General features: G+C 61.3%; 26 protein-coding genes. 24 read left to right on the top strand and 2 right to left on the bottom strand.

The window, feature by feature from the left end:
• Positions 1–12: 12 nt before the first annotated feature.
• The 3 genes from secD to I5S59_RS05740 all read left to right on the top strand — a co-directional run bounded on the left by secD (position 13) and on the right by I5S59_RS05740 (position 3,468).
• Positions 13–1,878, top strand: coding sequence for a protein translocase subunit SecD (gene secD / locus I5S59_RS05730; RefSeq protein ID WP_197875761.1), 1,866 nt, complete (start codon positions 13–15; stop codon positions 1,876–1,878).
• Between the two features lie 9 nt (positions 1,879–1,887).
• Positions 1,888–2,799 carry a protein translocase subunit SecF gene (secF, locus tag I5S59_RS05735; protein WP_197875762.1) on the top strand — a complete coding sequence of 304 codons (912 nt, stop codon included), beginning with the start codon at positions 1,888–1,890 and terminating at the stop codon, positions 2,797–2,799.
• A 120-nt stretch (positions 2,800–2,919) separates the two neighbouring features.
• On the top strand, positions 2,920–3,468 hold the full coding sequence (locus I5S59_RS05740) for a glycine zipper 2TM domain-containing protein (RefSeq protein WP_197875763.1): 549 nt from the start codon (positions 2,920–2,922) through the stop codon (positions 3,466–3,468).
• A gap of 55 nt (positions 3,469–3,523) precedes the next feature.
• On the opposite strand, the gene suhB is transcribed toward I5S59_RS05740, so the two are convergent.
• Complete coding sequence (suhB, locus tag I5S59_RS05745; RefSeq protein WP_197875764.1) at positions 3,524–4,342, bottom strand: inositol-phosphate phosphatase; 819 nt, start codon at positions 4,340–4,342, stop codon at positions 3,524–3,526.
• Between the two features lie 145 nt (positions 4,343–4,487).
• On the opposite strand from suhB, the gene trmJ reads away from it, so the two are divergent.
• The 21 genes from trmJ to I5S59_RS05850 all read left to right on the top strand — a co-directional run bounded on the left by trmJ (position 4,488) and on the right by I5S59_RS05850 (position 23,134).
• The gene (trmJ, locus tag I5S59_RS05750; protein WP_197875765.1) at positions 4,488–5,264 is read left to right on the top strand and encodes a tRNA (cytosine(32)/uridine(32)-2'-O)-methyltransferase TrmJ; all 777 of its coding nucleotides are present in this window, start codon (positions 4,488–4,490) and stop codon (positions 5,262–5,264) included.
• Positions 5,265–6,047: a serine O-acetyltransferase gene (cysE, locus tag I5S59_RS05755; protein WP_197875766.1), complete on the top strand. Its 783-nt coding sequence runs from the start codon at positions 5,265–5,267 to the stop codon at positions 6,045–6,047. It begins immediately after the preceding gene.
• A 154-nt stretch (positions 6,048–6,201) separates the two neighbouring features.
• Positions 6,202–6,693, top strand: coding sequence for a Fe-S cluster assembly transcriptional regulator IscR (gene iscR / locus I5S59_RS05760; protein WP_036993915.1), 492 nt, complete (start codon positions 6,202–6,204; stop codon positions 6,691–6,693).
• Positions 6,694–6,735: 42 nt separating this feature from the next.
• A complete protein-coding gene (locus tag I5S59_RS05765) occupies positions 6,736–7,950 on the top strand; it encodes an IscS subfamily cysteine desulfurase (RefSeq protein ID WP_197875767.1) in 1,215 nt (404 codons plus the stop codon).
• Between the two features lie 46 nt (positions 7,951–7,996).
• Entirely contained in the window at positions 7,997–8,383 is a 387-nt protein-coding gene (gene iscU, locus I5S59_RS05770) for a Fe-S cluster assembly scaffold IscU (RefSeq protein ID WP_002552476.1), read from the top strand.
• Between the two features lie 28 nt (positions 8,384–8,411).
• Positions 8,412–8,735, top strand: a complete 324-nt coding sequence (gene iscA, locus I5S59_RS05775; protein WP_010223463.1) for an iron-sulfur cluster assembly protein IscA — start codon at positions 8,412–8,414, stop codon at positions 8,733–8,735.
• 8 nt (positions 8,736–8,743) lie between these two features.
• A complete protein-coding gene (hscB, locus tag I5S59_RS05780) occupies positions 8,744–9,265 on the top strand; it encodes a co-chaperone HscB (protein ID WP_128322649.1) in 522 nt (173 codons plus the stop codon).
• A 42-nt stretch (positions 9,266–9,307) separates the two neighbouring features.
• A complete protein-coding gene (hscA, locus tag I5S59_RS05785) occupies positions 9,308–11,170 on the top strand; it encodes a Fe-S protein assembly chaperone HscA (RefSeq protein ID WP_197875768.1) in 1,863 nt (620 codons plus the stop codon).
• 3 nt (positions 11,171–11,173) lie between these two features.
• Entirely contained in the window at positions 11,174–11,515 is a 342-nt protein-coding gene (gene fdx / locus I5S59_RS05790) for an ISC system 2Fe-2S type ferredoxin (RefSeq protein ID WP_128322647.1), read from the top strand.
• A gap of 12 nt (positions 11,516–11,527) precedes the next feature.
• Positions 11,528–11,728 carry a Fe-S cluster assembly protein IscX gene (gene iscX, locus I5S59_RS05795; protein ID WP_028942766.1) on the top strand — a complete coding sequence of 67 codons (201 nt, stop codon included), beginning with the start codon at positions 11,528–11,530 and terminating at the stop codon, positions 11,726–11,728.
• Between the two features lie 91 nt (positions 11,729–11,819).
• Entirely contained in the window at positions 11,820–12,245 is a 426-nt protein-coding gene (gene ndk / locus I5S59_RS05800) for a nucleoside-diphosphate kinase (protein WP_128322646.1), read from the top strand.
• Between the two features lie 28 nt (positions 12,246–12,273).
• Positions 12,274–13,419: a 23S rRNA (adenine(2503)-C(2))-methyltransferase RlmN gene (gene rlmN / locus I5S59_RS05805; protein WP_197875769.1), complete on the top strand. Its 1,146-nt coding sequence runs from the start codon at positions 12,274–12,276 to the stop codon at positions 13,417–13,419.
• Between the two features lie 13 nt (positions 13,420–13,432).
• Complete coding sequence (gene pilW, locus I5S59_RS05810; RefSeq protein ID WP_197875770.1) at positions 13,433–14,191, top strand: type IV pilus biogenesis/stability protein PilW; 759 nt, start codon at positions 13,433–13,435, stop codon at positions 14,189–14,191.
• A complete protein-coding gene (locus tag I5S59_RS05815; RefSeq protein ID WP_197875771.1) occupies positions 14,191–15,228 on the top strand; it encodes a RodZ domain-containing protein in 1,038 nt (345 codons plus the stop codon). The genes pilW and I5S59_RS05815 overlap by 1 nt, the downstream gene beginning before the upstream one ends.
• A 3-nt stretch (positions 15,229–15,231) precedes the next feature.
• Positions 15,232–16,341 (top strand): flavodoxin-dependent (E)-4-hydroxy-3-methylbut-2-enyl-diphosphate synthase, encoded by a 1,110-nt coding sequence (gene ispG / locus I5S59_RS05820; RefSeq protein WP_128322642.1) that lies wholly within the window; start codon positions 15,232–15,234, stop codon positions 16,339–16,341.
• Positions 16,342–16,365: 24 nt separating this feature from the next.
• Positions 16,366–17,655, top strand: a complete 1,290-nt coding sequence (gene hisS, locus I5S59_RS05825; RefSeq protein WP_197875772.1) for a histidine--tRNA ligase — start codon at positions 16,366–16,368, stop codon at positions 17,653–17,655.
• Between the two features lie 39 nt (positions 17,656–17,694).
• Positions 17,695–18,336, top strand: coding sequence for a YfgM family protein (locus tag I5S59_RS05830; protein WP_197875773.1), 642 nt, complete (start codon positions 17,695–17,697; stop codon positions 18,334–18,336).
• A 1-nt stretch (position 18,337) separates the two neighbouring features.
• A complete protein-coding gene (gene bamB / locus I5S59_RS05835) occupies positions 18,338–19,480 on the top strand; it encodes an outer membrane protein assembly factor BamB (RefSeq protein WP_197875774.1) in 1,143 nt (380 codons plus the stop codon).
• A gap of 116 nt (positions 19,481–19,596) precedes the next feature.
• Positions 19,597–21,057 (top strand): ribosome biogenesis GTPase Der, encoded by a 1,461-nt coding sequence (gene der / locus I5S59_RS05840; RefSeq protein ID WP_128322638.1) that lies wholly within the window; start codon positions 19,597–19,599, stop codon positions 21,055–21,057.
• Positions 21,058–21,206: 149 nt separating this feature from the next.
• A complete protein-coding gene (locus I5S59_RS05845; RefSeq protein ID WP_197875775.1) occupies positions 21,207–22,355 on the top strand; it encodes a pyridoxal phosphate-dependent aminotransferase in 1,149 nt (382 codons plus the stop codon).
• Positions 22,343–23,134, top strand: a complete 792-nt coding sequence (locus I5S59_RS05850) for an amidohydrolase (protein ID WP_197875776.1) — start codon at positions 22,343–22,345, stop codon at positions 23,132–23,134. Before I5S59_RS05845 ends, I5S59_RS05850 begins: the two co-directional genes overlap by 13 nt.
• An 80-nt stretch (positions 23,135–23,214) precedes the next feature.
• Here the strand turns inward: I5S59_RS05850 and I5S59_RS05855 are convergent, their stop codons facing one another.
• A complete protein-coding gene (locus I5S59_RS05855) occupies positions 23,215–25,767 on the bottom strand; it encodes a PepSY domain-containing protein (protein ID WP_197875777.1) in 2,553 nt (850 codons plus the stop codon).
• Between the last annotated feature and the right edge of the window lie 84 nt (positions 25,768–25,851).

Here is a 25,851-nt window from a genome sequence, read left to right on the forward strand (position 1 = left end):
ACGGGCGGCGTGATGCTGAACAAATACCCTCTGTGGAAATACGCACTGATCCTGGTGGTACTGGCGATCGGTTTTATTTATTCCGCTCCCAATCTCTATCCTGATGATCCGGCCGTTCAGGTCAGCGGTGCCAGTACGGCGCTGCAGGTCACCCAGGGTGATCTGGATCGTGTAAGCAAAGCGCTTGCCGATGCCGGTATTCAGGTCAAGGATGCAAGCCTGGGCCAGAAGGGCAAGGGTGCACTGGTGCGCCTGACCAAGCAGGAAGACCAGCTTCCAGCCAAGGATGTCGTACGCAAGGCGCTGGGTGACGACTACGTCGTCGCACTGAACCTGGCACCGACCACCCCGCAATGGCTGCGCAATCTGGGTGCAAGCCCGATGAAGCTGGGTCTGGACCTGTCGGGTGGTGTGCACTTCCTGCTGGAAGTAGACATGGACAAGGCCATGGTTGCCCGTCTGAAGGTCTACGAAGGTGAAGTCAAAAGCCTGCTGCGCAAGGAGCGTGTTCGCTACCGCAGCCTGCCGCAACAAGATGGCGGCATTCAGCTGGGCTTCTCCGATGATGCTTCCCGCGAACAGGCCCGTAGCCTGATCCGCAAGAATTTCAATGATTTCGAGTTGACCACCACCGAGCGTAACGGCCTGTCGGTGCTGCACCTGGCGATTACGCCGGCGAAGATTGCAGAAATCCGTGAATACTCGATCAAGCAGAACCTGACCACGGTCCGTAACCGGGTCAACGAGCTGGGTGTGGCCGAGCCGCTGGTTCAGCGCCAGGGTGCCAACCGCATCGTGGTTGAGCTGCCAGGTGTTCAGGATACCGCCGAAGCCAAGCGTATTCTCGGCAAGACCGCCAACCTCGAGTTCCGCCTGGGTGCTGAGCCCGGTGCCTCGAAAGCCACTACTGAAGTCTTCGAGTTCCGTGAGGGCGGTCGTTCGGCAGCGGTCGAGCGCGGCCTGATCATCACCGGTGACCAGGTGACCGATGCGCAGGCCAGCTTTGACGAGCACGGTCGTCCACAGGTGAACATTCGCCTGGACGGCCATGGCGGTGAGCTGATGAGCCGCGCCACGCGCAGCAACGTCGGTCGCAGCATGGCAGTGATCTTCATCGAGCAACGGCCGATGACGCGCTACGAGAAGCAGGTGGTTGACGGTGTCGAGAAAGACGTCGCAATCCAGAGCTTCAAGGAAGAGAAAAAGATCATCAGCCTGGCAACCATCCAGTCGCCACTGGGCAGTCAATTCCGTATCACCGGCCTGAACGGGCAGGGTGAGTCGTCGGAACTGGCCCTGCTGCTGCGTGCCGGTGGTCTGGCTGCACCGATGTACTTCGCTGAAGAGCGCACCATCGGTCCGAGCCTGGGTGCTGACAACATCACCAAGGGTATCGATGCATCCCTGTGGGGCATGCTCTTCGTCTCGCTGTTCATCATGGCGATCTACCGCTTCTTCGGCTTGCTGGCCACCATCGCCCTGGCGGGCAACATGGTGTTGCTGCTGGCGTTGATGTCGCTGCTGGGGGCAACGCTGACCCTGCCAGGTATCGCCGGTATCGTACTGACCATGGGTATGGCGGTTGACGCCAACGTACTGATCTTCTCCCGGATCCGCGAAGAGCTTGCGGCCGGCATGTCGGTGCAGCGCGCTATCCACGAAGGTTTCAACCGTGCTTACTCGGCGATCGTCGATGCCAACCTGACCACCCTGCTAGTCGGCGGCATTCTGTTCGCCATGGGTACCGGTCCGGTGAAGGGCTTCGCGGTAACCATGTCCCTCGGGATTTTTACTTCGATGTTCACCGCCGTCATGGTGACCCGTGCACTGGTCAACCTGACCTGTGGTGGGCGTGACATCAAGAAGCTGTGGGTTTAAGGGGCTGCCATGTTACGTACCATCAATTTCATGGGCGTTCGCAACGTTGCGTTCGCCGTCACCATGCTCCTCACCGCACTGGCGCTGTTCAGCTGGTTTCACAAGGGCCTGAACTTCGGTCTGGACTTCACCGGGGGTACGCTCATCGAGCTCACCTACGAGCGTCCTGCCAACCTTGAGCAGGTGCGTGAGGAGCTGGTCAAGTCCGGTTTCCATGATGCCGTGGTGCAGAGCTTTGGCGCCACCACCGACCTGCTGGTGCGTATGCCGGGCGATGATCCGATGCTGGGTAACCGCGTTGCCGAAGCCTTGCAGAAGGTCGGTGGCGACAACCCTGCGGTGGTCAAGCGCGTCGAGTTCGTTGGTCCTCAGGTCGGTGAAGAGCTGCGTGACCAGGGTGGCCTGGGGATGCTCCTGGCACTGGGCGGGATCCTGATCTACCTGGCGTTCCGCTTCCAGTGGAAGTTCGCTGTGGGTGCGATCATCTCGCTGATCCACGACGTCGTGGTGACCATGGGTATCCTCTCGTTCTTCCAGATTACCTTCGACCTGACGGTGCTGGCGGCGGTGCTGGCGATCATCGGTTACTCGCTCAACGACACCATCGTGGTGTTCGACCGGGTGCGTGAGAACTTCCGTGTGCTGCGCAAGGCGTCGCTGATCGAGAACATCAACATCTCGACCACCCAGACCCTGCTGCGTACCGTGGCGACCTCGGTGTCGACCCTGCTGGCCATTGCCGCCTTGCTGTTCTTCGGCGGCGACAACCTGTGGGGCTTCTCCATCGCCCTGTTCGTCGGTGTAATGGCGGGTACCTACTCGTCGATCTACATCGCCAACGTGGTGCTGATCTGGCTGAACCTGAACAGCGAAGACCTGATTCCGCCGGCTAAAACCGACGGTGTGGACGAGCGTCCATAACGAGTTTTCCCACGCTGTTTGTCGCAGAGAAAGGCGCGAGTATTGAACTCGCGCCTTTTTTTATGCTCCAAGGCAGGGAGAAGGCAGGCAATGTCCTGCGGGTACGATCAGGAGGTTCACGTGAACAAGTCAATGCTGGTGGGTGCGGTTCTGGGAGCGGTCGGTGTGACTGCCGGAGGTGCTGTAGCCACCTACAACCTGGTCAAGAGTGGGCCGGAATACGCTGAAGTGTTGGCGGTGCAGCCGGTCAAACAGACCGTGAAAACACCGCGAGAAGTCTGTAAAGACGTGACCGTTACGCGTCAGGCGCCAGTGAAAGACCAGCATCAGATTGCAGGTACCGTGGTCGGCGCCCTGGCGGGTGGTCTGCTGGGTAACCAGATCGGTGGCGGTACCGGTAAAAAGATTGCCACGGTGGCCGGTGCGGTCGGTGGCGGCTATGCCGGTAACAAGGTGCAGGAAGGGATGCAGGAGCGCGATACCTATACCACCACGCAAACTCGCTGCAACACGGTCAATGACCTGAGCGAGAAAGTGGTGGGGTATGACGTCAAGTATTCGATCGGCGACAAGGTCGGGCAGATCCGCATGGATCGTGACCCGGGCTCGCAGATCCCGCTGGATAAAGAAGGCAAGCTGGTGCTGAGCCAGGCCCAGCCAGGCCAGTAAACCGCAGGTAATAAAAAAGCACCCCGAAGGGTGCTTTTTTTTGCCTGGTCGAAACTTAGCGTTTGATCGAAGCAGGCAGGTGCGGCTGGATAGCGGTCAATACGGCCTTGAAGCACTTGGTGTTACCGGCAACGATGTGGCCCTTCTCAAGGAAGTCATGGCCGCCGGTGAAGTCGCTCACCAGACCGCCGGCTTCCTGGATCAGCAGTGCGCCTGCAGCCATGTCGTATTCCGACAGGCCCGACTCCCAGAAGGCGTCGAAGCGGCCAGCGGCAACGTAGGCCAGGTCCAGGCTGGCGGCACCGGCGCGGCGAATACCGGCGGTCTGGCCGACCAGGGCGCGGAACATGCCCAGGTAGTTGTCCAGGTCTGCCAGCTGGTTGTCGCGGAACGGGAAACCGGTACCCAGCAGTGCGCCTTCCAGGCTGGTGCGTGGGCTGACGCGCAGGCGACGGCCATTGAGCTGGGCGCCACGGCCACGGCTGGCGGTGAATTCTTCCTGGCGGACAGGGTCCAGTACGACGGCGTGCTCAAGGCGGCCGCGGTATTTGCAGGCAATGCTCACGGCAAAGTGCGGAACGCCACGCAGGAAATTGGTGGTGCCGTCCAGTGGATCGATGATCCACAGGTAGTCCTTGCCTTCTTCGCCGGTGCCAGCGTGCAGGCCGGTTTCTTCACCGTAGATGGAGTGGTTCGGGTAGGCCTTGCGCAGCGCGTTGATGATGCTTTGCTCGGCGGCGCGATCGACTTCGGAGACGTAATCCTTGGCGTCTTTTTCATCAACCTTGATGCTATCCAGGCGCTCGATGGAGCGGAAAATCAATTCACTGGCGCTGCGGGCGGCGCGCAGCGCGATATTCAGCATGGGCTGCATGGACGTTTCACCTGGGTCGTTAAAGAAAGCCGAACATTCTAACAGAAAACTTTGCGCGAAGAAGGGCCACATTTGCTTTCGTAGCGTAAAGTCGGTGTGTTCTGTAAGATTTGCTCCTTCTTTCCTGTGTCTGTGAGCGCTCGCCTTGCTGCAAAATATTCGTGTTGTTCTGGTCAATACCAGCCACCCCGGCAATATCGGCGGCGCTGCGCGTGCCATGAAAAACATGGGCTTGTCGCGCCTGGTGCTGGTTGACCCGCAGGACTTCCCCTCGCACGAGGCCGATGCCCGTGCGTCGGGTGCTGACGACGTGCTGGGTGGCGCGCAGGTGGTGGCCACCCTTGAAGAAGCACTGGTCGGTTGCAATCTGGTGTTCGGCACCAGTGCCCGCGAGCGGCGTATCCCCTGGCCGTTGGTCGATCCGCGCGAATGCGGCAGCAAAGTCATCGAACATGCCGCCCAGGGCGAGGAGATCGCCCTGGTGTTTGGCCGTGAGTACGCCGGTCTGACCAACGAAGAGCTGCAGCGTTGCCACTTCCATGTGCATATTCCGTCGAATCCGGACTTCAGTTCGCTGAACCTGGCAGCTGCGGTACAGGTGCTGGCTTATGAGGTGCGCATGGCCTGGCTGGCGGCCGAAGGCCAGCCTTCGAAAGTGGAAAAATTTGAAGTGACGTCGGTGCGCAGCAGCGAGCTGGCGACCATGGATGAAATGGAGCTGTTCTACGAGCACCTGGAAAAGACCCTGGTCGACATCGGCTTTCTCGACCCGGAGAAGCCCAAGCACCTGATGCCGCGTTTGCGTCGGTTGTATGGGCGCAGCTCGGTCAATCGTTCGGAAATGAGTATTTTGCGCGGCATTCTCACGGAAACCCAGAAAGTGGCCCGTGGCGAGCCGCATAAGCGCAAGGATCAAGAATAGATGTTCGAGCGTCTGCGGGAAGATATCCAGAGCGTATTCCACCGTGACCCGGCGGCGCGCAATGCTTTTGAAGTGCTGACCTGCTACCCCGGGATGCATGCGATCTGGCTGCACCGGGCGGCGCATGCCCTGTGGCGGCGTGACTTGAAATGGCCAGCCCGGCTGGTGTCTAACTTCGGGCGCTGGATGACCGGTATCGAGATCCATCCGGGTGCCAAGGTCGGGCGGCGTTTCTTTATCGATCACGGCATGGGCATCGTGATCGGCGAAACCGCCGAGATCGGTGACGATGTCACGCTGTATCAAGGCGTGACCCTGGGCGGTACCAGCTGGAACAAGGGCAAGCGTCATCCGACGCTCGAAGACGGTGTGGTGGTAGGTGCCGGTGCCAAGGTGCTCGGGCCGTTCACTGTTGGTGCCGGCGCCAAGATCGGTTCCAATGCCGTGGTTACCAAGGCTGTACCGGCGGGTGCCACGGCTGTGGGTATTCCGGGGCGTATCATCGTCAAGACCGATGCCGAGGTTGAAGCGCGGCGCAAAGCCATGGCGGAAAAAATCGGTTTCGATGCCTATGGCGTCAGCGAAGACATGCCGGACCCGGTCGCGCGCGCCATTGGTCAACTGCTTGACCACCTGCAGGCGGTGGACGGGCGCCTGGAAGACATGTGCGGTGCGCTGAAGAACCTGGGCAGTGACTACTGCGCCAAGGAGCTGCCGGCGCTGCGCGAAGAAGACTTCGCCGAGGTCAAGTGCGAGGCGCGCAGCGACACGTCGACGCATTGACAGAAGGGGCGTGCGCACACGCCCCTTAGTTTGCTATCATTCTGGCCGCCGTTCAGCGGCAAACCCGACTAAAGCACTAGGTCTTATAGTTGACTTAAATGCTCGGGAATAGCATACTCGCTCCCATCCCGTAACCCCGTGGTACCTACTAGCCATGCGACTGACTACAAAAGGCCGATACGCCGTGACTGCCATGCTTGACTTGGCGTTGCACGCGCAGAATGGGCCGGTGTCTCTGGCCGACATTTCCGAACGCCAAGGCATTTCCCTCTCTTATCTGGAGCAGCTGTTTGCAAAGCTGCGCCGCAGCAGCCTGGTTTCCAGTGTGCGCGGCCCTGGTGGCGGCTATCAGCTGTCACGAAGCATGGAGAGCATTCAGGTCGCCCAGGTCATCGACGCGGTCAACGAATCGGTCGACGCCACACGCTGTCAGGGGCTGGGTGATTGCCACGCCGGCGACACCTGCCTGACCCACCACTTGTGGTGTGATTTGAGCCAGCAGATTCACGAGTTCCTCAGCGGCATCAGCCTGGCTGACCTTGTCACTCGCCGTGAGGTACAAGAAGTCGCCCAGCGTCAGGACCTGCGTCGTATCGCAGGCCGGGCACCGCAGCTGGACAAGATTGAGACGTCAGCCGTCGAATGACCGTTTCGACGCGCGGCGCGACCGCCTGATAGGAGATATTCAATGAAGTTGCCGATCTACCTCGATTACTCCGCGACCACACCGGTCGACCCACGCGTTGCCCAGAAGATGAGCGACTGCCTGCTGGTCGACGGAAACTTCGGTAACCCGGCGTCGCGCTCCCACGTCTTTGGCTGGAAAGCCGAAGAAGCGGTCGAGAACGCCCGTCGCCAGGTCGCTGACCTGGTCAATGCCGACCCGCGGGAGATTGTCTGGACCAGCGGTGCCACCGAGTCCGACAACCTGGCAATCAAAGGTGTCGCGCACTTCTACAGCACCAAGGGCAAGCACCTGATCACCTCCAAGATCGAGCACAAGGCTGTCCTCGACAGCACGCGCCAGCTGGAGCGTGAAGGCTTTGAGGTGACCTACATCGAGCCAGGCGCCGATGGTCTGATCACTCCGGCCATGGTTGAAGCTGCCCTGCGTGACGACACCATCCTGGTCTCGATCATGCACGTGAACAACGAAATCGGTACCATCAACGACATCGCTGCCATCGGCGAGCTGACCCGCGCCCGCGGCGTCATGTTCCACGTCGACGCCGCTCAGTCTACCGGCAAGGTCGAAATCGACCTGCAGAAGCTGAAAGTCGACCTGATGTCGTTCTCTGCGCACAAAACCTACGGCCCTAAAGGCATTGGTGCCCTGTACGTCAGCCGCAAGCCGCGCGTACGTCTGGAAGCCACCATGCACGGCGGCGGTCACGAGCGTGGCATGCGTTCGGGTACCCTGGCGACCCACCAGATCGTCGGCATGGGTGAAGCATTTGCCATTGCCAAAGAGCAGATGGCCAGCGAGAACGTCCGCATCAAGGCCCTGAGCGACCGCTTCTACAAGCAGGTCGAAGGCCTCGAAGAGCTGTACATCAACGGCAGCATGACCGCGCGCATCCCGCACAACCTGAACCTGAGCTTCAACTACGTTGAAGGCGAGTCGCTGATCATGGCCCTCAAGGACCTGGCAGTGTCTTCCGGTTCCGCCTGCACCTCGGCTTCGCTGGAGCCGTCCTACGTGCTGCGCGCCCTGGGTCGCAACGACGAGCTGGCTCACAGCTCGATCCGCTTCACCTTCGGTCGTTTCACCACCGAAGAAGAAATCGACTACGCCGCGCAGAAGGTCTGCGAGGCCGTGACCAAGCTGCGCGAACTGTCGCCGCTGTGGGATATGTACAAAGACGGCGTCGACATCTCCAAGATCGAGTGGGCTGCGCACTAAGTAGCCGCCGGCAAGAGCGGCTCTCTGATGAGGAAGGAATTGCACCATGGCATACAGTGAAAAGGTCATCGACCACTACGAAAACCCGCGTAACGTCGGCAAGATGAATGCCGAGGACCCGGATGTTGGCACCGGCATGGTCGGCGCCCCGGCGTGCGGCGACGTCATGCGCCTGCAGATCAAGGTCAACGAGCAGGGCGTGATTGAAGACGCCAAGTTCAAAACCTACGGTTGTGGCTCGGCCATCGCCTCCAGCTCCCTGGCCACCGAGTGGATGAAGGGCAAGACGCTGGACGAAGCCGAAACCATCAAGAACACCCAGCTGGCCGAAGAACTGGCATTGCCGCCAGTGAAAATCCACTGCTCGGTACTCGCCGAGGACGCCATCAAGGCGGCCGTGCGCGATTACAAGCAGAAGAAAGGTTTGCTCTAAGTTCGCCTGTTGCAGGTAAGGAGTCTCGATGGCTATCAGCATGACAGAAGCCGCCGCCAAGCACGTGCGGCGCTCTCTCGACGGACGCGGCAAGGGTGAAGGTATTCGCCTTGGCGTACGTACCACCGGCTGCTCGGGCCTGGCGTATGTGCTGGAGTTCGTCGATCAACCGGACAGCGAAGACCTGGTCTTCGAAAGCCACGGCGAGAAGGTCATCATTGACCCGAAAAGCCTGACTTACCTGGACGGTACCGAGCTGGACTTCGTCAAGGAAGGGTTGAACGAAGGCTTCAAGTTCAACAACCCCAACGTACGCGGTGAGTGTGGCTGCGGCGAAAGCTTCAACGTCTGAGGCTGAGCGTGGGTACTCCTTGTCATTTCGCCCTGTTTGACCTGCAACCTGGCTTCCGTCTGGACCTCGACAAGTTGGCCGTTCGCTATCGCGAGCTGGCCCGCGAGGTTCATCCGGATCGCTTCGCCGATGCCTCCGAACGTGAACAGCGCGTGGCGCTGGAGCGTTCGGCTGCGCTGAACGAAGCCTACCAGACACTCAAGAGCCCGCCCCGGCGTGCCCGCTACCTGTTGACCATCAGTGGTGCCGAAGTGCCGCAGGAAGTCACCGTCCACGATCCCGAGTTCTTGCTGCAACAGATGCAGTTGCGCGAAGAGCTCGAAGATCTGCAGGACAGTGCCGACCTCGATGGTGTCGCCACCTTCAAGCGCCGCTTGAAAGTCGCCCAGGAAGCGCTCAACGAGGACTTCGCCGCCTGCTGGAATGTGCCTGCGCAGCGTGAACAGGCTGAACGCCTGATGCGCCGCATGCAGTTTCTGGACAAGCTCGCCTATGAAGTGCGCCAGCTGGAAGAGCGCCTCGACGATTAACTCGGCGCTGCCGCTGGCGGCGCCCCTGGTATTCAGATAAGCATGGCCCTACTGCAGATCGCCGAACCCGGTCAGAGCCCTCAACCGCACCAGCGCCGCCTGGCGGTGGGGATTGACCTTGGTACCACCAACTCCCTGGTTGCCGCGCTTCGCAGCGGCCGCAGCGAGCCCCTGCCCGACGCTCAAGGGCGGGTCATCCTGCCTTCGGCTGTGCGTTACCACGCCGATCGAATCGATGTCGGCCAGGCGGCACGTGACGCCGCTTCCAGTGATCCGCTCAACACCGTACTGTCGGTCAAGCGCTTCATGGGGCGCGGCCTGGCAGACGTCAAACAGCTGGGCGAGCAACTGCCTTACCGCTTTGTCGGTGGTGAGTCGCACATGCCGTTCATCGACACCGTGCAGGGGCCGAAAAGCCCGGTAGAAGTGTCGGCTGACATCCTCAAGGTGCTGCGTCAGCGTGCGGAAGAGACCCTGGGTGGTGAACTGGTCGGTGCGGTTATCACGGTGCCGGCCTACTTCGACGACGCTCAGCGCCAGGCAACCAAGGATGCCGCGCGTCTGGCCGGCCTGAATGTGCTGCGCCTGCTCAACGAGCCGACGGCGGCGGCGGTGGCCTATGGCCTGGATCAGAATGCCGAAGGCCTGGTGGCCATCTATGACCTGGGTGGCGGTACCTTCGATATCTCGATTCTGCGCCTGACCGGCGGTGTCTTTGAAGTGCTGGCCACCGGCGGCGACAGTGCCCTGGGTGGTGATGACTTCGATCACGCGATTGCCAGCTGGATGGTTGAGCAGGCTGGTCTGTCCTCCGATCTGGACCCGGGCGCGCAGCGTCAGTTGCTGCAAGCGGCGTGCGCCGCCAAGGAAGCGCTGACCGATGCCGATTCCGTGACGGTTGCCTATGGCAACTGGTCTGCCGAGCTGACCCGCGCTGCGTTCGATGCCCTGATCGAGCCGATGATTGCCCGTAGCCTCAAGGCCTGCCGCCGCGCGGTGCGCGACAGCGGCGTGGAGCTAGAAGAAGTCGGCGCCGTGGTCATGGTCGGTGGTTCGACGCGTGTGCCGCGTGTGCGTGAGGCCGTTGGTGCCCTGTTTGGCCGTACGCCATTGACCGAAATCGATCCGGATCAGGTGGTTGCCATTGGCGCCGCGATCCAGGCCGATACCCTGGCTGGAAACCGTCGCGATGGTGGCGAGTTGCTGCTGCTGGATGTGATTCCGCTGTCCCTGGGGCTTGAAACCATGGGCGGTCTGATGGAGAAGGTGATTCCGCGCAACACCACCATCCCGGTCGCCCGCGCCCAGGAATTCACCACCTATAAAGACGGCCAGTCGGCCATGATGATTCACGTGCTGCAAGGCGAGCGTGAATTGATCAGTGACTGTCGCTCGCTGGCGCGCTTCGAGCTGCGTGGCATTCCGGCCATGGTTGCCGGCGCGGCAAAGATCCGCGTGACCTTCCAGGTCGACGCCGACGGCCTGCTCAGCGTTTCGGCGCGTGAACTGGGCTCGGGTGTCGAATCGAGCATTCAGGTCAAGCCGTCCTACGGCCTGACCGACGGTGAAATTGCACGCATGCTCAAGGATTCCTTCGAACATGCCGGTTTCGACAAGGTGGCCCGCCAGCTGCGCGAGCATCAGGTCGACGCCGAGCGCCTTCTCGAGGCGGTGCAGGGTGCCCTGGATGCCGATGGTGATCGCCTGCTGGATGCCGAAGAGCGTCTGGCAATCGAGCAACAGATGCAAGACCTGCGTGATTTGATGAGCGGTACCGATGGCGCTGCCATCGAGCAGCAGACCAAGCGTCTGTCGCAAGTGACCGATGCCTTTGCCGCCCGTCGCCTTGATTCGACGGTTAAAGCCGCTTTGGCCGGGCGCAACCTGAATGAGATCGAGGAATAACTGATGCCGCAGGTGATTTTTCTGCCCCACGAGAAGTTCTGCCCGGATGGCATGGTCGTCGAGGCCGAAACGGGTAAGTCCATTCTCGATGTGGCACACGACAACCACATTGAGATCGAGAGCGCCTGCGGTGGCGTCTGCGCCTGCACCACGTGCCACTGCGTGATTCGCGAAGGCTTCAACTCGCTCAACGAGGCGGACGAGCTGGAAGAAGACTACCTGGACCGCGCCTGGGGCCTGGAGCCTACGTCGCGCCTGACCTGCCAGGCCAAGGTCGGTACCGAAGACATCACCGTCGAGATTCCAAAGTACTCGCTCAACCACGCCGCCGAAGCGCCGCATTGATCTGGAGCTGACATGAGCCTGAAATGGGTTGATGTACTTGAAATTGCAATCCAGCTTGCCGAAAGCAAGCCGGAAGTCGATCCTCGTTATGTGAACTTCGTCGATCTGCACCAGTGGGTGCTGGCATTGCCGGAATTCAGTGACGATCCGCAACGTGGCGGCGAGAAGGTTCTCGAAGCCATCCAGGCGGCCTGGATCGAAGAAGCCGACTGAGCGCGCTCGGCAGGTTAGGCAATCCCCCGGAACCCGCGTATAATTCGCGGGTTTAATTTTTCGCTTCACTTAACGTTTCTGGAGTTACACCATGGCTGTTCAACGTACTTTCTCGATCATCAAGCCTGACGCCGTTGCTAAAAACGTGATCGGCAAGATCACCACCCGCTTCGAAGACGCCGGCCTGAAAATCGTTGCTTCGAAAATCAAGCAGCTGTCCAAAGCCGAAGCCGAAGGCTTCTACGCTGAGCACAGCGCCCGTGGTTTCTTCGGCGACCTGGTTGCTTTCATGACCTCCGGTCCAGTTGTTGTTCAGGTTCTGGAAGGCGAAAACGCCATCGCTCTGAACCGTGAGCTGATGGGCGCTACCAACCCTAAAGAAGCTGCTCCAGGCACCATCCGCGCCGACTTCGCCGAGTCCATCGACGCCAACGCCGTTCACGGTTCGGACTCCGAAGCCGCTGCTGCTCGCGAAATCGCTTACTTCTTCGCAGCTACCGAGGTAACCACTCGCTAAGCGAAAGCTTACGGGTGAGGGTGAATCCATGACGACATCGACTGGCAAAACTAACCTGTTGGGGCTAACCCAGCCGGAAATGGAAAAATTCTTCGACTCTATCGGGGAGAAGCGTTTCCGTGCCGGTCAGGTAATGAAATGGATTCACCACTTTGGCGTCGACGATTTCGACGCCATGACGAATGTCGGCAAGGCCTTGCGCGAAAAGCTCAAGGCTGTTGCCGAGATTCGCGGTCCGGAAGTGGTCAGCGAGGACATCTCCAGCGACGGCACCCGTAAATGGGTGGTGCGCGTGGCGTCCGGCAGCTGCGTCGAGACCGTGTACATCCCCCAGGGCAAGCGTGGCACACTGTGTGTCTCGTCCCAGGCCGGTTGCGCCCTGGACTGCAGTTTCTGCTCCACCGGCAAGCAAGGATTCAACAGCAACCTCACCGCCGCCGAAGTCATCGGCCAGGTGTGGATTGCCAACAAGTCGTTCGGCAGCATTCCGGCCACCATCGACCGTGCCATCACCAACGTGGTGATGATGGGCATGGGCGAGCCGCTGCTGAACTTCGACAACGTGGTCGCCGCCATGCACCTGATGATGGACGACCTCGGCTACGGTATTTCCAAGCGCCGGGTGACACTGTCTACCTCCGGCGTGGTACCGATGATCGATGAGCTGGCCAAGCACATCGACGTCTCCCTGGCCCTTTCGCTGCACGCGCCAAACGATGCGCTGCGCAACGAACTGGTGCCGATCAACAAGAAGTACCCGCTCAAGGTCCTGCTCGAGTCGTGCATGCGCTACATGTCCGAACTGGGCGAGAAGCGCGTGCTGACCATCGAGTACACCTTGCTCAAGGACGTCAACGACAAACTCGAACACGCCGTGGAAATGGCCGAGTTGCTCAAGAACGTTCCGTGCAAGATCAACTTGATCCCGTTCAACCCGTTCCCGCATTCCGGTTACGAGCGGCCAAGCAACAATGCCATCCGCCGCTTCCAGGACCACCTGCATCATGCCGGCTACAACGTGACGGTGCGCACCACCCGTGGTGAGGACATCGACGCGGCCTGTGGCCAGCTGGTCGGCCAGGTCATGGACCGTACCCGCCGCAGCGAGCGCTATATCGCCGTGCGTCAGTTGAATGTCGACGGCGACATGCAAGACAGCGCTGTTCGGAACTGAAGAGAGGAACTCCATGACCTTGCGCGCTGCGCTGTCGATCCTGTCGCTCGCCCTGCTTGCAGGCTGCGTGTCCGGCGGGAGTTCGGACACGCTGGCGGGGCGCGAGGGGCGCGCGCAGGCCGCACAGGCCTACGTGCAGTTGGCGTCAGGTTATTTGCAACAAGGTTTGACCGAACAGGCCAAAGGGCCGCTGAAAAAAGCGCTGGACCTCAATAGCCAGGATGCCGCAGCCCATGCGGCCCTGGCTTTGGTGTATCAGGCCGAAGACGAACCGGCATTGGCTGAAAAGCACTACCTGACCGCTCTGAACAGCCGTCCGGACGATACGCGAATCCGTAACAATTACGGCAGTTTCCTTTATGCTCAAGGGCAATACGCACAGGCGCAACAGATGTTTGCCCAAGCGGCGGCCGATACGCTGTATCCTGAGCGTTCCCGGGTATTCGAGAGCCTCGGTCTGACCGCTTTGAGACTCGGGCAGCGTGATCAGGCGCAGGAATACCTGGTAAAAGCTTTGCGACTCAATCAACAACAACCACGCGCGTTGTTGGAAATGGCTGAGTTGTCTTACGAAGACAGGCATTATGTGCCGGCCCGTGACTACTACGATCGTTTCAGCCAGCTGAGCGACCACAGTGCCCGCAGCTTGCTGCTGGGCAGTCGCCTGGCCGATGTCTTCGAAGAACGGAACAAGGCCACCGAGCTGGGCCTGCAATTACAACGACTTTATCCCGGTACGCCGGAATATCAGCAATACCTGTCGGAGCAATGATGAAAGCGGCGCATCCCGAAGTAGCAGCAGCGACTCGCGAGAACCCCGGTGAGACTCTGCGTCAGGCCCGTGAGAGCAGGGACTGGTCCCAGGCCGAAGTGGCCCGCAAGCTCAACCTGACCGTGAGTTCTCTGAACAATCTTGAGGCCGGCGCCTTCGACAAGCTGCCCGGGCATACCTTTGCCCGTGGTTACATTCGCGCCTACGCCAAGTTGCTGGACATGGACCAGGCTGCCCTGGTGCAGGCCTTTGACCAATGTACCGGCACCCACGCCCAGGGCAGTGACGTGCACGCGCTGGGCAGGATCGAAGAGCCGGTTCGCCTGTCGCACAACATCTTGCGCATCGTCAGCCTGTTGCTGTTGGTGGTGGTGATTGGCGGCGGCTTCTTCTGGTGGCAAGACCAGAGCAGCCAGCGCAGCCGCGACCTGGTCAACATGGCCCTTGAACATGTCGAAGTTGAAAGCGCAGACGGCACTACCCAGATCCACCCGCTGGACGAGCCGGAAGACCAGGCCGTCAGTGCCGCCCAGCAACCGGAAAGCACGCCGCTGAACCTGGAGCAGGCACCGGCGACCGGTGAATCGGGCGAGACCGCCGCTGAAGCGCCTGCCAGCACACCAGCTGTTCCGGCCACCAGCACCCCGGTCGCGCCGGCCGCTCCCGTGGCTCCTGTAGCCGCGCCAGCAGCGGTCGTTCCGGCACCCGCACCGGCCGCTCCGGTGGCACCTGCAGTCGTTGCCAGCGCACCGGTAGCCGCTACGGCACCTGCGGCCGCTGCCCCTGCAGCTGCCGGTAGTGGCCAGCTGCATATGCAATTCACCGCCGATTGCTGGACCTCGGTCACCGATGGCAACGGCAAGGTGCTGTTCAGCGCCATCAAGCGCAAGGGCGACAGCCTGGACCTGACCGGCAAACCGCCGTTTGCGGTACGCCTGGGCTTTGCCCGGGGCGTGCAGGTCAGCTACAACGGCCAGCCTGTTGACGTTGCGCCGTTTACCAGTGGCGAGACTGCTCGCCTGAAGTTGGGACAATAAGTCATGCACGGCGAATCTCCGATCAAGCGTCGCGAATCTCGAAAAATCTGGGTAGGTAATGTGCCCGTCGGCGGCGATGCGCCCATCGCCGTCCAGAGCATGACCAACACCGACACCAACGATGTCGCTGCCACCGTTGCGCAGATCAACCGCCTGGTTGATGCCGGTGTCGACATTGTCCGTGTTTCGGTACCGGACATGGACGCGGCCGAGGCTTTCGGTCGTATCAAGAAGCTGGTCAGCGTGCCGCTGGTTGCCGATATTCACTTCGACTACCGCATTGCCTTGCGTGTTGCCGAACTGGGTGTCGATTGCCTGCGGATCAACCCGGGCAACATCGGCCGCGAAGACCGCGTACGTGCAGTGGTCGATGCTGCCCGTGACCGTGGTATTCCGATCCGCATCGGCGTCAACGCCGGTTCCCTGGAAAAAGACCTGCAGAAAAAATACGGCGAGCCAACGCCCGCTGCGCTGGTCGAGTCGGCCCTGCGTCATGTCGAACACCTTGACCGTCTGGATTTCCAGGACTTCAAGGTCAGCGTCAAGGCCTCCGACGTGTTCATGGCCGTCGAAGCCTATCGCCTGCTGGCCAAGCAGATCATCCAGCCTTTGCACCTGGGCATCACCGAAGCCGGTGGCCTGCGCTCAGGTACGGTGAAATCTGCAGTCGGCCTCGGTATGCTGCTTGCCGACGGCATTGGCGATACTATCCGCATCTCCCTGGCAGCTGACCCGGTCGAGGAAGTGAAAGTCGGTTACGACATCCTCAAGTCCCTGCACCTGCGTTCCCGTGGCATCAACTTCATCGCCTGCCCGAGCTGCTCGCGGCAGAACTTCGATGTGGTCAAGACCATGAACGAGCTGGAAGGGCGCCTGGAAGACCTGCTGGTACCGATGGACGTCGCCGTGATCGGCTGCGTGGTCAATGGTCCTGGTGAAGCCAAGGAAGCCCATGTCGGGCTGACCGGCGGCACGCCGAACCTGATCTACATCGACGGCAAGCCCGCGCAGAAGCTGACCAATGACAACCTGGTCGATGAGCTGGAAAAGCTCATCCGCCAGAAAGCGGCCGAAAAGGCCGAAGCTGACGCGACGTTGATCGCGCGTGGCTGACACCCAGATTCGTAAGGATTTTCTGTGAGCAAATCGCTACAAGCCATCCGTGGCATGAACGACATCCTGCCCGAGCAAACGCCGCTGTGGCGCTATTTCGAGAGCACCGTGGCCGGCCTGCTGGACACCTATGGCTATCGCCAGATCCGCACGCCGATTGTCGAGCCGACCGAGCTGTTCAAACGCTCGATCGGTGAAGTGACCGACATCGTTGAAAAAGAGATGTACACCTTCGCCGACCGCAATGGTGACTCCCTGACCTTGCGTCCGGAAGGCACCGCGGCATGTGTGCGTGCAGTGCTCGAGCACGGCATCAGCGGTGGTGGCCAGGTGCAGAAGCTCTGGTACATCGGCCAGATGTTCCGCCACGAGCGTCCGCAGAAAGGCCGCTACCGCCAGTTCCACCAGATCGGCCTGGAGGTGTTCAACCTCGACGGTCCGGATATCGACGCCGAGCTGATCGTCCTGACCTGGCGCCTGTGGGGCCTGCTGGGGATCCGTGACGCGGTGAAGCTTGAGCTTAACAGCCTGGGCACCAGCGAAGCCCGTGCACGCTACCGCGACGCGCTGGTCGAGTTCCTCTCGGCGCGTCTGGAGCAACTGGACGAAGACAGCCAGCGTCGCCTGAAGAGCAACCCGTTGCGCATCCTCGACAGCAAGGACGCCAATACCCAGGCAGCCCTGGTCGGCGCACCGAAGCTCGAAGATTACCTGGACGAAGAATCGCGCGTGCACTTCGAGGGGCTCAAGGCCCGTCTGGACGCCGCCGGCATCCCGTTCGTGATCAACACCAAGCTGGTGCGTGGCCTGGACTACTACAGCAAGACCGTATTCGAGTGGGTCACCGACAAGCTGGGTTCGCAAGGCACTGTCTGCGCTGGCGGCCGTTATGACGGCCTGGTCGAGCAGATGGGCGGCAAGCCAACCCCGGGCGTTGGTTTCGCCATGGGTATCGAGCGTCTGATCCTGTTGCTCGAAACCCTGGAAAAGGTACCTGAGTCGATCAACCGTCAGGTGGATGTCTACCTGTGCGCGTTCGGCGAGCAGGCAGAGTTGGCCGGCCTTGCCCTGGCCGAGCGGCTGCGCGATCGCCTGCCGAACCTGCGCCTGCTGGTCAATGCCGGTGGTGGCAGCTTCAAGAGCCAGTTCAAGAAGGCCGACAAGAGCGCTGCGCTCTACGCCTTGATCCTGGGGGACGACGAACTGGCGCAACAAGTGGTAGGTTTCAAACCCCTGCGTGGCCAGGGCGAACAACAAAACATTGCCTGGGATGCTCTGGCAGAGCACCTGGAAGCTTCCCTCGCGCAGGCGTGAAGCGGGTCAACAGCCGATTTGGTGAAAAGGAGTATTGGGGTGTCGAGTACCGATGATGAACAGCTGGCGGCATTCAAGGACTGGTGGCAGCGTAATGGCAAGCCACTGGTAACCGGCGGCCTGCTGGCACTGGTGATAGTGTTCGGCTGGCAAGCCTTCCAGAAGTACCAGGGCAACCAGTCGCAAGGTGCCTCGAACCTCTATCAGGCCTTGCTGGAAACCACCCTGACGCCAACCGGCGCGCCGGATGCGGCCAAGGTTGCGGAATTGTCCGGCAAGCTCAAGAGCGAGTTTGGCGGTTCTGCGTATGCCCAGTACGGCAGCCTGTTCGTGGCCAAGGTCGCGGTCGAGGCCGGCAAGCTCGATGATGCTGCCGCCGAACTCAAGTCGGTATTGGACAAGCCGGCAGACGCGACCCTGGGCGAAATCGCCCGTCAGCGCCTGGCCCGTGTCCTGGCTGCCCAGAACAAGGTCGAAGAAGGCCTGAAGCTGCTCGAAGGCGATGCCGACAAGGCGTTCCTGGCCAGCCGTGAAGAGCTCAAGGGCGACCTGCTGGTACAACTGGGTCGTGCTGCTGACGCTCATACCGCTTACGAAAAAGCCAAGGCCGCGCTGTCTGACGACGCCGCGATCGGTGGCCTGCAACTCAAGCTCGACGACCTGGCCAAAGGGGATGCGTGACGTGATCGGTTGGAAACATGCAGCAGTGCTGACCCTGGCCCTTCTGGCCGTGGGTTGCAGCAGCAACAGCAAAAAGGAATTGCCCCCGGCCGAGCTGACCAAGTTCACCGAAGAGGTGGTCCTGAAGAAGCAGTGGAGTCGTTCGATCGGTGACGGTCAGGGCGATTCCTTCAACATGCTGGTCCCGGCGATCGAGAACGATCGTATCTACGCCGCCGATGTAACCGGCGTAGTGATGGCCATGGACCGCAACAACGGTGACGTGGCCTGGAAAAAAGACCTCGAACTGCCTGTTTCCGGCGCTGTTGGCGTCGGATACGGCCTGGTCATGCTGGGTACGCTTCGCGGCGACGTGATTGCCCTGGATGCCAGCACCGGTGAAGAGCGCTGGCGTTCGCGGGTGACCAGTGAAGTGCTGGCACCACCTGCCAGCAATGGCGATGTGGTAGTAGTACAGACTCAGGACGACCGCGTGATTGGCCTGGATGCCAGCACCGGTGATCGCCGCTGGATCTATGAAAGCACCCCGGCCGTGTTGACCCTGCGTGGCACCGGCGCGCCGATCGTTACCAACCACCTGGCCGTGGCCGGCCTGTCGACCGGTAAAGTCGTCGCGCTGGATACGCGCAACGGTGTGCCGGTGTGGGAACAGCGTGTGGCCATTCCTCAAGGTCGCTCGGAGCTTGACCGCGTCGTCGACATCGACGGTGGTCTGCTGCTGTCTGGCGGTACTCTGTACGTCACCAGCTACCAGGGTCGGGTTGCCGGCCTGGACCTGGAAAGCGGCCGGGTCCTGTGGCAGCGCGATGCATCCAGCTACACCGGTGTGGCCCAGGGCTTCGGTAACGTCTACGTGAGCCTGGCTTCGGGCACTGTGGAAGGTATCGACGAGCGCTCCTCCAGTGCCCTGTGGAGCAACGATTCACTGGCACGTCGTCAATTGTCGGCGCCGGAAGTGTTCTCCAGCTATGTAGCCGTGGGTGACCTGGAAGGCTACCTGCACCTGCTCAGCCAGGTCGACGGCCGCTTCGTGGGTCGTGAGCGTATCGATAGCGATGGCCTGCGTGCCCGTCCGCTGGTGGTGGGTGACACCATCTATGTGTACGGCAACAGCGGCAAGCTCGAGGCGCTTACCATCCGCTGAGGCTATGCTTGAGGCCGTGCAGGCCTCGGGCTGCGGCACTTCTGGTGCCGCCCGAACTCCGGCCGCTGCAGTGCAGCGGCCTTTGTATTTTCTGAATTTATGAAGTGGAGAGCCGCATGGTTCCCGTAATTGCCCTGGTGGGCCGACCGAACGTCGGTAAATCCACCATGTTCAACCGCCTGACCAAGACCCGCGATGCCATCGTCGGTGACTTGTCCGGGCTGACCCGTGACCGTCAGTACGGTGAAGCACGCTGGCAAGGCCGTTCGTTCATTCTGGTCGACACCGGTGGTATTTCCGGTGACGAGCACGGCATGGACGAAAAAATGGCCGAGCAGTCGCTGCTGGCCATCGAAGAAGCCGATGTCGTGCTGTTCCTGGTCGACGCCCGTGCCGGCCTGACCGCCGCTGACCAGATGATTTCCGAGCACCTGCGCAAGCGCAACAAGCGCTCGTTCCTGGTCGCCAACAAGATCGACAACATCGATCCGCAAATGGCCATCGCCGAGTTCTCGCCGTTGGGCATGGGCAATGCCATTGGCGTTGCCGGCGCTCAGGGACGTGGCGTCAACAACCTGCTGGAAGCCGTGCTGAGCGACTTTCCACGGGACAAGGAAGAAGAGATCGACACCGACGTCGCCGAAGGCGAAGAGGCGGTGCGTATTCCTGGCCCGAGCGAAAAAGACGGGATCAAGATCGCCATCATCGGTCGGCCAAACGTCGGTAAATCGACCCTGGTCAACCGTATGCTGGGTGAAGAGCGGGTCATCGTCTATGACCAGCCCGGCACCACGCGCGACAGTATCTACATTCCCTTCGAGCGTAACGAAGAGAAGTACACCCTGATCGACACCGCCGGGGTGCGCAAGCGCGGCAAGATCCACGAGGAAGTCGAGAAGTTCTCCGTGGTCAAGACGCTGCAGGCGATCAAGGACGCCAACGTGGTGATCTTCGTCATGGACGCCCGCGAAGGTGTGGTTGACCATGACCTCAACCTGTTGGGCTTCGCCCTGGAAGCCGGTCGTGCCATCGTCATCGCCCTGAACAAATGGGATGGCATGCAGCCGAGCGAGCGCGACTATGTGAAGACCGAGCTGGAGCGCCGGTTGTTCTTCGTCGACTTCGCCGACATCCACTTCATTTCGGCGCTGCACGGCACTGGCGTGGGCAACCTCTACCAGTCGGTACAGAACTCCTTCCGCTCGGCCGTTACCCGCTGGCCTACCAGCCGCCTGACGCAGATCCTCGAAGATGCGATCAGCGATCACCAGCCGCCGATGGTCAATGGTCGCCGCATCAAGCTGCGCTACGCCCACCTGGGTGGTGCGAACCCGCCGATCATCGTGATCCACGGTAACCAGGTCGAGAAGGTGCCCAAGTCCTACTCGCGTTACCTGGAAAATACCTACCGCCGGGTGCTCAAGCTGGTCGGTACGCCGATCCGCATCGAGTACAAGGGCAGCGACAACCCGTACGAAGGCAACAAGAACACCTTGACCGACCGCCAGGTCAACAAGAAGCGTCGCTTGATGTCGCACCACAAGAAAGCCGAGAAGAAGCGTAAAGACAAACGCTGAAATCGGCAGGAGCGGATTCACCGGCACCCCGGTGAAACCGCTCCTGCAGGTACGACTGTTTCAACCTTTTTCCTGACCACTCAATCCGCTATGCTCGGTCTCTGACCGCGCCGCCTCGAGCCGGATTGTTCTGCAGGAAAGAGGGTTTCATGATCAGCAGCAAGTTGCCGAATGTCGGCACGACCATCTTTACCACCATGTCCCAGCTCGCCGTGCAAACCGGCGCTTTGAACCTGTCCCAGGGGTTCCCGGATTTTGGCGCGCCGCAGGCGCTGCTGGATGCGGTCTGCCGCCACGTCAGTGCCGGCCACAACCAATACAGCCCGATGACCGGCCTGCCAGCATTGCGTCAGCAGGTGGCCACCAAGATCGCCCGCAGCTATGGCGTCAGTGTCGATGCCGATACTGAGGTGACCATTACCCCTGGTGCCACTGAAGCGATTTTCTGCGCCATTCATGCGGTTATCCGTACGGGTGATGAAGTGATCGTCTTCGATCCTTCCTACGACAGCTACGAGCCATCAGTGGAGCTGGCAGGCGGCCGTTGCGTGCACGTGCAACTGACCGATGGCACGTTTGCCATCGACTGGCAGCAGCTCGCTGACGCCCTCAGCCCACGTACGCGGATGATCATCCTCAACTCTCCGCACAACCCCAGTGGCGCCGTATTCAGCCGCGACGACCTGGACAAGCTGGCCTTGCTGATCGCCGAGCGTGACATCTACCTGGTCAGCGACGAGGTCTACGAGCACCTGGTGTTTGATGGCGTTCAGCACGCCAGCGTGCTGGCGCATGAAGGGCTGTACCCGCGCGCTTTTGTGGTCAGCTCGTTCGGCAAGACCTATCACGTTACCGGCTGGAAAACCGGGTATGTGGTGGCGCCACCAGCGCTGAGCGCCGAGTTGCGCAAAGTGCACCAGTACGTCAATTTTTGTGGGGTGACTCCGTTGCAGTGGGCATTGGCCGACTTTATGGCCGAGCAACCACAGCACGTCGAAGCGTTGCCGGCGTTCTACCAGGCCAAACGCGATCTGTTCTGCGATTTGCTCGAGCCTTCACGTTTTCAGTTCACCCGTACGCCGGGCACCTATTTCCAGCTGGTCGACTATTCAGCGATTCGACCGGACCTGAACGATGTCGAGATGTCCCTGTGGCTGACCCGTGAACACGGAGTGGCGACCATCCCGGTATCGGTGTTTTACCAACAACCCATTCCTGAACAGCGCCTGGTGCGCCTGTGTTTTGCCAAACGCGAGGAGACGCTGCGTCAGGCAGCGGAAAAGCTATGCGCGATCTGAGTGCTCTGCCTAACCTGAAAGTGGCCCTGGTGCAAACAACCCTGGCCTGGCAGGACCGCCTGGCCAACTACGAGCATTTCGAAGGCTTGCTGGAGCAAGCGCGTGGTGCCGATCTGATTGTCCTGCCGGAAATGTTCACCACCGGGTTTTCGATGGATTCCGAGAGCCTGTGCGAGCCGGAAAACGGCCCGACGTACAAGTGGCTCAAGGCCCAGGCGAAAAAGCTCGATGCGGTGGTCACCGGCAGCGTGATCATCCAGGCCGCCGACGGCAGCCATCGCAACCGCCTGCTGTGGGCGCGTCCGGACGGCGACATCCTGTTCTATGACAAGCGTCACCTGTTCCGCATGGCCGGTGAGCACAAGCACTACACTCCGGGTGAGCGTCAGGTGCAGTTCGAGGTCAAGGGGTGGCGGGTGCGAGCGCTGATCTGCTACGACCTGCGCTTTCCGGTCTGGAGCCGTGACGCCCAGGATACCGACCTGCTGCTGTACACGGCCAACTGGCCGGCAGCGCGTCGTCAGCACTGGAACCGCCTGTTACCGGCACGGGGTATTGAAAACCTGTGTTACGTGGCTGCGGTCAATCGGGTGGGTACGGATGGCAAGGGCTTCGCCTACAGCGGCGACAGCCAGGTGCTGGACTTCCAGGGCGAAAGCCTGCTCAGTGCGGGGGAGGCGGACGGCGTCTTCACCGCGGTCTTGAGTGCGGCCGATCTGGCGACCTATCGCACGCGTTTCCCGGCCAATCTGGATGCGGATACCTTCGAGCTGCATTGATCGGCTGATGCTATCGCCGGCAAGCCGGCTCCTACCAAACATTGTAGGAGCCGGCTTGCCGGCGATGGGGCTCTCAAGCTTTAGTACACATCCCTACGGTAACGCCCGAGCTCGATCAGGCGCTCCACTTCACCCGCCCCAAGCACCTCGTTCAACACCGCATCGACACCGCTGGCCATGCCCTGCAGGCTGCCACAAACATAGATCGAGGCGCCCTCATCGAGCCAGCGGCGCAGTTCAGCCGCCTGCGCGCGTAAGCAATCCTGCACGTAGACCTTGTGCGCCTGATCACGCGAGAAGGCCAGGTCCAGGCGGGCCAGTGCCCCGTTGTGCAACCAGCCTTGCAGCTCGTGTTCACAAAGGAAGTCATGGGCCCGGTTGCGCTCGCCGAACAGCAACCAGTTACGTTGCTCACCAGCGCCAATCCGCGCTTTGAGCAGGCTTCGCAGCCCGGCAATGCCAGTGCCGTTGCCGATCAGGATCATCGGCGTTGCTGCTGCCGGCAGATGGAAACCGCTGTTACTGCGCAGGCGCAGGCTGACGCTGTTGCCCACCGGCAAGTACTCGGTCAGCCAGCCCGAGCCTAGCCCGAGGCTGCCATCGGGGTGGCGCTCCTGGCGCACGATCAGCTCCAGCCCCCCATCACTGGCAATCGAGGCGATCGAGTATTCCCGTGCCGCCAGCGGAATCAGTGCATCGACCAGCGCCTGGGCGTGCAGGCCGACCAGGTGCTCGCGGCTTTTGGGCAGTTGGCGGCTGGCGAGGCCCTGCAGCAAGGTTTCCTGCAGACCGTCTACCTGAACCTGCGCGTCGCCCTCGAGGCCCAATCCCTTCAGGAACAGGGCAAGGCTGTCTGCGCTGTTACGCGGCAGAATCTCGACCAGGTCGCCCGCCTGCCACTGCGCTGGCTGCTCCGGCTGGAGCCCCAGCAGATAGACGGCTGAACCTTGGCTGCCAGGGTTCATCAAGGTGCGCTCAACCAGGCTCCAGTTGCTGAACGTCGGTGCCGGCCAGGCGGCTGGCGGCGTGCTGCCGGTCAACTGCGCCAGTTGCTGCTGCCAATGCTGCAAGGCCGAAGGGTCGGCGCTGTCGACCTCTACCGGGGCAAACGCAGTGGTGGCACCACGCTCACCCAGCCAGGCCTGCAGGCGTCGGGCAAAGCCACAGAAGTCAGGGTACTGCCGGTCACCGAGGGCGAGCAGGGCATAGTTCAGGTTGTCCAGGGCCCAGGGTTGACCCAGCACTTTGCGTTCGAAACCGCGAGCACTGTCGGGCGCCTCGCCATCACCGAAGGTGCTGACCACGAACAACGCGCGTTCAGCCTGCTTGAGATCACTCTCGGTCAGTTCGGCCAGGGGGCGGACCTGCACCGGCAACCCGGCCGCCTGCAATTGCCCGGCACTTTGCCAGGCCAGTTGCTCGGCAAAACCGCTCTGGCTGGCAAAGCCGACCAACCAGCGTTCCCCCTCGGAATTCGCCGCCTGCAGGGTGCTGCGTGCTGCCCGCACCTGGCGCTTTTTGCGGCGCCGGTCGAGGTACAGCAGCCAGCCGGTGACGAAGAACAGCGGCATGGTCAGGCTGGCGATAGTCACCAGGATGCGCCCGGTCAGGCCGAAGTAACTGCCGACGTGCAAGGCATAGACGCTGGCCAGCAACTGCGCCTTGAACGACTTGTCGGCATAGCGATCATGCTTTTTCACCTCGCCGCTGGCCGGGTCGATGGTCAGGGTGTTGAACGCGCGCTCGTGCTCGGCGCCTTCCAGGCGGTAGAACACGGTCGCCGGTTGTCCACCCGCCGGGGGCAGGCGCAGGTTGTAGGTGGTCATGCCCGGCCCGCCGGCAGCCTGCAGGCTGGCCCAGACGGCGTCATAGTCAACGACCAGAGGCTTGGCCTCTTTGCCCGGCGCGCCCCCCGGGCGTCCGCGGCCTTCGCCACGTTTGTGCTGCTCGCCGGCACGCGGGCCGTCGCCAAGCAGCGTGTTCAAGCCTTCGCGGTACCACTCGTAGGACCAGAACAGGCCGGTGAGGGCAAACAGCAGGTAAAACAGCAGGCACCAGGTGCCGAATACGGCGTGCAGGTCCCAATTGAACGCGCGGCCTTTCTTGGCCCAGTCCAGGGTCAGCCACACCCGCCAGTTCAGCGCCTTGCGCGGCCAGCGCAGGTACAGGCCGGAAAGACAGAAGAAAATCAGCATCAGGGTACAGGCACCGGTGATCTGCCGGCCGGTGTCACCCATGGCCAGAAAGCGGTGCAGTCGCAGCATCAGGTCGAAGAAGCCTTGACCGCTGACATCGCCCTGCAGCGTGCCGGTGTAAGGGTCGACGTAGCGCATTTCGCCTCGGCGCTCGCCAGGCGGCGGGGTGAAGAACACGCGCGCGGCAGTATCGCCTTGGGTATCGACCGTGAGCATGGCGACCTTGTCGCCGTGTTCGGCCTCGACGCGGCGCACCAGTTCGGGCATCGGCAGCACGCCTTCCTGACGCACCTCGACCTTGAGCACGTCGGGGTTGAACAGGCGCAGGAGTTCATCCTGGAACGACCAGATTGCCCCGGTGATGCCCATCAAGGCCAGCACCAGACCGGCGGTGATGCCGAAGAACCAGTGCAGTTGGAACAGGGATTTCTTCACCACATCAATCACCTTGTCTTGCCGCAAATGCGAATGCGTCGCGCATTATGCCTTGATATACAAAAGCCCCGCTCACTGAAGTGAGCG

The sequence above is a fragment of the Pseudomonas alkylphenolica genome (assembly GCF_016009175.1).
GTDB lineage: Bacteria > Pseudomonadota > Gammaproteobacteria > Pseudomonadales > Pseudomonadaceae > Aquipseudomonas > Aquipseudomonas alkylphenolica_B.